The sequence below is a fragment of the Actinomadura harenae genome (assembly GCF_003696215.1).
GTDB classification, from domain to species: Bacteria; Actinomycetota; Actinomycetes; order Streptosporangiales; family Streptosporangiaceae; genus Spirillospora; species Spirillospora harenae.
This window is the reverse complement of record NZ_RFFG01000092.1, coordinates 24610-30758: the sequence shown is the minus strand read 5'-3', so window position 1 is coordinate 30758 and position 6149 is coordinate 24610. Positions and strand designations below refer to the sequence as shown.

Annotated in this window: 6 protein-coding genes; 5 read left to right on the top strand and 1 reads right to left on the bottom strand. The window is 73.6% G+C overall.

All coding sequences use genetic code 11. The features are described from left to right. Both EBO15_RS33950 and EBO15_RS33945 read left to right on the top strand, forming a co-directional pair. Positions 1-2482: Rne/Rng family ribonuclease (locus EBO15_RS33950; RefSeq protein ID WP_147481784.1), on the top strand; the 2482-nt coding region annotated here is incomplete at its 5' end. Between the two features lie 113 nt (positions 2483-2595). Beyond that, positions 2596-3072, top strand: a complete 477-nt coding sequence (locus EBO15_RS33945; protein ID WP_122198570.1) for an SRPBCC family protein — start codon at positions 2596-2598, stop codon at positions 3070-3072. 21 nt (positions 3073-3093) lie between these two features. Here the strand turns inward: EBO15_RS33945 and EBO15_RS33940 are convergent, their stop codons facing one another. Next, positions 3094-3552 carry a GlxA family transcriptional regulator gene (locus tag EBO15_RS33940; protein ID WP_122198569.1) on the bottom strand — a complete coding sequence of 153 codons (459 nt, stop codon included), beginning with the start codon at positions 3550-3552 and terminating at the stop codon, positions 3094-3096. Positions 3553-3960: 408 nt separating this feature from the next. On the opposite strand from EBO15_RS33940, the gene rplU reads away from it, so the two are divergent. From rplU to obgE, 3 genes are all read left to right on the top strand, one after another. Further along, a complete protein-coding gene (rplU, locus tag EBO15_RS33935) occupies positions 3961-4275 on the top strand; it encodes a 50S ribosomal protein L21 (protein WP_117360224.1) in 315 nt (104 codons plus the stop codon). 12 nt (positions 4276-4287) lie between these two features. Then, positions 4288-4545: a 50S ribosomal protein L27 gene (gene rpmA, locus EBO15_RS33930; protein ID WP_122198568.1), complete on the top strand. Its 258-nt coding sequence runs from the start codon at positions 4288-4290 to the stop codon at positions 4543-4545. A gap of 84 nt (positions 4546-4629) precedes the next feature. Next, positions 4630-6114, top strand: a complete 1485-nt coding sequence (gene obgE, locus EBO15_RS33925; RefSeq protein WP_122198567.1) for a GTPase ObgE — start codon at positions 4630-4632, stop codon at positions 6112-6114. Positions 6115-6149: the final 35 nt, after the last annotated feature.

The window sequence follows — 6149 nt, the reverse complement described above, 5'->3', positions numbered from 1 at the left end:
CCGCCGCCCGGCCCGCGCCGCCGAGGCTCCGGCCGAGGAGACCGGTGCCGAGACCGCCGAGGCCCCGGCCGAGGAGGCCGCGCCCAAGGCGGCCCGCACGCGGTCGCGCAAGCGCACCGCCGCGGCCGAGGAGACCGCCTTCGGCTCCGCCGTCCCGCAGGTCCCGGCCGTGCCGGGCACCGATCCGCAGGTCGACGAGAACGAGCCCGCGTCCGCCGTGGGCGTCCCGGGCGTGATGTTCCAGCCGCCGACGATGGTGGTCTTCCAGCCGCCGCAGCCGGCCGCCGCGACGCCGTCCCGCAAGAAGAAGCAGCAGCCGGAGGAGGAGCGGCCCGCCGAGGAGGCCGAGACCGAGCCCGAGCCCGAGATCGACGCCGAGGGCGAGGCCGAGGCCGAGGAGGCCCAGGCGGAGGCCCACGGCGAGGAGCACGACGAGGACGACCGCCCGTCCCGCCGCCGCCGTCGCCGCGGCGGCCGGGGCCGTGGACGTGGCCGTGAGGGCGCCGAGGACGAGGGCGCCGAGTACGAGGCCGAGGAGGAGGCCGCCGAGTCCGGCAGGTCCGCCAAGGCCGCCAAGTCCGCCAAGGAGACGGCCAAGCCCGCCGCGGCCGACGAGCAGGACGAGGACGAGACCGACGAGGACTCCGACGAGCAGGGCGGCAACGGCTCGTCCCGCCGCCGTCGCCGCCGTCGCCGCCGTTCCGGTGGCGCGGACGAGGCCTCCGGTTCCGACGACCCGCCGAACACCGTCGTGCACGTCCGCGAGGTCCGCGAGCAGGCCCCCCGTCCCGTCGAGGACGAGGTGCAGGCCGTCCGCGGCTCGACCCGCCTGGAGGCCAAGAAGCAGCGCCGCCGGGAGGGCCGCGAGCAGGGCCGCCGCCGCCCGCCGGTGATCACCGAGGCGGAGTTCCTGGCCCGCCGCGAGTCGGTCAAGCGCGAGATGGTCGTCCGGCAGGAGGGCGACCGCACCCAGATCGCCGTGCTCGAGGACGACGTCCTCGTCGAGCACTACATCAACCGCGCCAGCCACCAGAGCTACGTCGGGAACGTGTACCTGGGCAAGGTCCAGAACGTCCTGCCGTCGATGGAGGCCGCGTTCGTCGACATCGGCAAGGGCCGCAACGCCGTCCTGTACGCGGGCGAGGTCAACTGGGACACCGCCGGCCTGGAGGGCCAGCCGCGCCGGATCGAGGTGGCGCTGAAGTCCGGCCAGTCGGTGCTGGTGCAGGTCACCAAGGACCCGCTCGGCCACAAGGGCGCCCGGCTGACCAGCCAGATCTCGCTGCCCGGCCGCTACCTGGTGTACGTGCCGGACGGCTCGATGACCGGCATCAGCCGCAAGCTGCCGGACAAGGAGCGCACCCGCCTCAAGCAGATCCTCAAGAAGGTCATGCCGGAGAACGCCGGTGTGATCGTCCGGACCGCCGCCGAGGGCGCGACGGAGGAGGAGCTGGCGCGTGACGTGTCCCGCCTGGCCGCCCAGTGGGAGCACATCCAGAAGCAGGTCAAGTCGGCGTCCGCGCCGTCCCTGCTGCACGGTGAGCCGGACCTGACGATCCGCGTCATCCGCGACATCTTCAACGAGGACTTCAGCAAGCTGGTCGTCCAGGGCGACGGCGCCTGGGACACGGTCGCCGAGTACGTCGGCTACGTCGCGCCGCACCTGGCCGACCGGGTCGAGAAGTGGACCGGCGACGGCGACGTCATGGGCGCCTTCCGGATCGACGAGCAGATCGCCAAGGCGCTGGACCGCAAGGTCTGGCTGCCGTCCGGCGGCTCGCTGGTCATCGACCGCACCGAGGCGATGACCGTGATCGACGTGAACACCGGCAAGTTCACCGGCCAGGGCGGGAACCTCGAGGAGACGGTCACCCGCAACAACCTGGAGGCCGCGGAGGAGATCGTCCGGCAGCTCCGGCTCCGCGACATCGGCGGCATCGTGGTGATCGACTTCATCGACATGGTGCTGGAGTCCAACCGGGACCTGGTGCTGCGCCGCCTGGTGGAGTGCCTGTCCCGGGACCGCACCAAGCACCAGGTCGCCGAGGTGACCTCGCTGGGCCTGGTCCAGATGACCCGCAAGCGCGTCGGCCAGGGCCTGCTCGAGGCGTTCTCCGAGACCTGCGAGAGCTGCAACGGGCGCGGCATCCACGTCCACCTGACCCCGGTCGAGCCGAAGGGCGCGGAGAAGGGGGCGGCGGCCAAGGAGACCGGCCGGCGCCGCAAGCGCAAGGGCGACGTCGAGCGCGCCGTCGAGGAGAAGCTCGCCAAGTCCGGCAAGAAGGACGACCGGGACGACGAGGAGGCCCCGGTGCAGGCCGCCGTCGAGGCCGCCGACGCCGTCGAGGAGTCCGAGGGCACGTCCCCGGGCGCCCTGTCCGACGAGGCGCCCGAGGCGTCGTCGAACGGCCGCACCCGCCGCCGCACGCGGCGTGCGACCCGTCCGGCCTCGGCCCCGCCGGAGCCCGCGAACGCGGAGTGACCCATAACGCGGAGTGACCCCTAACGCGGGGTGATCCGCCGGAGTGAAGCGTCCCCGCCGTCCCGTCCGGACGGCGGGGACGTTTCCGTTTCCCGTCGAGAGGAGCCTGAGGCATGGCCTCGGTACGGCATGAGATCGTGATCGGCGCGTCCCCCGGGCAGGTGTGGGACGTGCTGCGGGACGTGGGCGCGGTGCACGAGCGGCTGCTGCCCGGACGCGTCGCCGGCACGCGCGTGGAGGGCGACGAGCGCTTCCTGACCTTCCCGGACGGCCATGTGATCCGCGAGCTGGTCATCGCGGTCGACGACGAGGCCCGCCGCCTGGCGTACGCGGTCGTGGAGGGCGCGCGTCCCCCGGTCGAGCGCCATCACGCGACGTTCGAGGTCCGGCCGGAGGGTGAGGACGCGGCCCGCCTGGTGTGGATCACGGACGTCCTGCCGCACGCCCACGCCCCCGAGATCCGCGTCCGGATGGAACGCGGGGCCGAGGAGATGCGCCGGGCGATCGAGGCCGCCTCGGGCGCCACGCCCGAAGCGGCCTCAGGCGCCGCGCTCGGGGCCGCCTCGGGCGCCACGGTCGAGCGCGTCTGAGGAGGCGCGGTCCGGGTGGTCTCAGGCGGCGCGGCCGGGCTCCGGGCGGGTGGTGGCGGTGGGGCGGAAGGTGCGGCGGTAGGCCTGGGGCGAGACGCCGAGGGACGTCCGGAAGCGCTGGCGGAGGGCGGTCCCGGTGCCGAAACCGGCGCGCCGGGCCACGGCGTCCACGGGGAGGTCGGTGGCCTCGAGGAGCTTCCGGGCCAGGTCGAGGCGCTGCCCGGCGAGCCACTGCCCCGGGCTGGCGCCCGTCTCGGCGCGGAAGTTGCGGGTGAAGGTGCGGACGCCGAGGCCCGCGTGCGCCGCGAGGTCGGCCAGGCTGAGCGGGTCGCCGAGGCGTTCCAGCGCCCACGCGCGGGTGGCGGCGAGCCCGTCCGTCCGCTCCTCCGGGACGGGACGCGGGATGTACTGGGCCTGGCCGCCGTCCCGCCACGGGGGCGTGACGCAGAGGCTCGCGACCTGGCCGACCTCGCGGCGCACGCGTCGGGGGAGGGCGGCCGGACCACGGGTAAGATCGTCCTATCGGTCCGGTAACGGTCCGGAGCCGGGGCGGGCCGGGGCCGGGCGGTTGATCATCGGCCCGAACGGCCGCCGGGGCGGGCGATCCGAGCGGTTCGCCTTACCTCGGGGCGTCCGGTAACCTTGGCAGACGGTGCGTGTCAACGCGCCATACCGACTTGCACTCGCGAGGCCGCGGCGACGCGGCGGCGGTGCAGACACCCCGTCCCTCAGGGCGGGGAGGAGCAGAGAGCATCCAGGGTCCCGCGAGGCCGTGCGGTGCGCCGTCCTCGGCCCCGGCCGGGGATAGGCCCTCAATCCTGGGGGCTGGTGAAGACCACGCGCGGGGCCGGTTCGCTCCGGAGCGCGCGTTGAACGAAGGGTTTCCGCGTGTACGCGATTGTCCGCGCAGGCGGGCGGCAGGAGAAGGTCGCCGAGGGCGACGTCCTGACCGTCGACAAGCTCGACGCCGAGGTCGGCTCGACCGTGACGTTCCCGGCGCTGCTGGTCGTCGACGGCGCCAACGTCGTCAGCAAGCAGGCCGACCTGGCCTCCTACGAGGTCACCGCCGAGATCCTCGGCGCGGTCAAGGGCCCGAAGATCCACATCATGCACTACCGGAACAAGACCGGTTACAAGCGGCGCATGGGTCACCGTCAGCCGTACACCGAGGTCAAGATCACCGGTATCAAGGCCGGGAAGTAAGGGAGGCCCCGAATGGCACACAAGAAGGGCGCGTCGTCCAGCCGTAACGGCCGCGACTCCAACGCACAGCGTCTGGGTGTCAAGCGCTTCGGCGGCCAGCTGGTCAACGCCGGCGAGATCATCGTCCGTCAGCGCGGCACCCACTTCCACCCCGGCCCGGGCGTCGGCCGTGGCGGCGACGACACGCTGTTCGCGCTGGTCGCGGGCCACGTGACGTTCCGCCGCTACCGTGGCCGCAACGCCGTGAGCATCGTCCCGCCGGCTGAGTAAGTCCGCCACGCAGCGACGTTAGAGAAGGGGCGGACCGATCTCGGTCCGCCCCTTTGCTTTGTTCCATCCAGACCAGGAGGATTCGTGGCCCCCAACACCGGAGCCGGCGCGCAGTTCGTGGACCGGGTCGTGCTGCATGTCGTGGCCGGCAACGGCGGGCATGGCTGCGCCTCCGTCCACCGCGAGAAGTTCAAGCCGCTGGGCGGCCCCGACGGGGCCAACGGCGGCAACGGCGGTGACGTGATCCTGGAGGTGGACACCAACACCGCCAGCCTCCTCGACTACCACCGCCGCCCGCACCGCAAGGCGCCCAACGGGCGTCCGGGGCAGGGCGGCCACCGCACCGGCGCGAACGGCGAGGCCGTCGTGCTGACGGTCCCGGACGGCACGGTCGTGAAGACCCGCGACGGCGAGGTCCTGGCCGACCTGGTCGGCGAGGGCACCCGGTTCGTCGTCGCGCAGGGCGGACGCGGCGGGCTCGGCAACGCCGCGCTCTCGACCGCCAAGCGCAAGGCCCCCGGGTTCGCGCTGCTGGGCGAGCCCGGCGAGGAGCGCGAGGTCGTCCTCGAGCTGAAGAGCGTCGCGGACGTGGCGCTCGTCGGCTTCCCGAGCGCGGGCAAGTCGTCGCTGATCGCGGCGCTGTCGGCGGCCAAGCCGAAGATCGCCGACTACCCGTTCACCACCCTGATCCCGAACCTGGGGGTGGTCAGCGCGGGCGACAACGCCTTCACCGTCGCCGACGTCCCCGGGCTGATCGAGGGCGCGAGCGAGGGCAAGGGCCTCGGCCTGGAGTTCCTCCGGCACATCGAGCGGTCGTCCACGCTCGCGCACGTCCTGGACTGCGCGACGCTGGAGCCGGGCCGCGACCCGATCTCCGACTTCGACGTCATCGAGAACGAGCTCAAGGCGTACGACCGGGTCCTCGGCGACCGCCCGCTGTCGGACCGCCCGCGCATCGTCGTGCTGAACAAGGTGGACGTCCCGGACGGCCGCGAGCTCGCCGACATCGTCCGGCCCGAGTTCGAGAAGCGCGGGCTGAAGGTGTTCGAGGTGTCCGCCGCGACGCACGAGGGCCTGCGCGAGCTGTCGTTCGCGATGGCCGAGATGGTCCTCGCCTACCGGGCGAGCCTGCCGGCCGTCGAGCCGACCCGCCTGGTCATCCGGCCCGTCCCGGTCGGCGGGGACGTCGAGTACGAGGTCCGGAACGTCGGCGACAACACCTACCTCATCACCGGCGAGAAGCCCGTCCGCTGGCTGAAGCAGACCGACTTCAACAACGAGGAGGCCGTCGGCTACCTCGCGGACCGGCTCGCCCGCCTCGGCGTGGAGGAGGAGCTCGCCAAGGCGGGCGCGTCCGCCGGGGCCACGGTCCTCATCGGCACCATGGAGGACGCGATCGTCTTCGACTGGGAGCCGGAGACCGCCGCCGCCGCGGCCACCGCGTCCCCGCGCGGCACCGACCGGCGGCTCGCCGCGTCCGCCGGGCACCGGCGCACCAACGTCGAGCGCCGCGCCGAGCTGGAGGAGAAGCGCGCCGCCCGCCGCGCGGGCTACACCGACGAGGACTGACCCGCGCGCGGAGCGCGGGCGACCCCCCCAGGAGG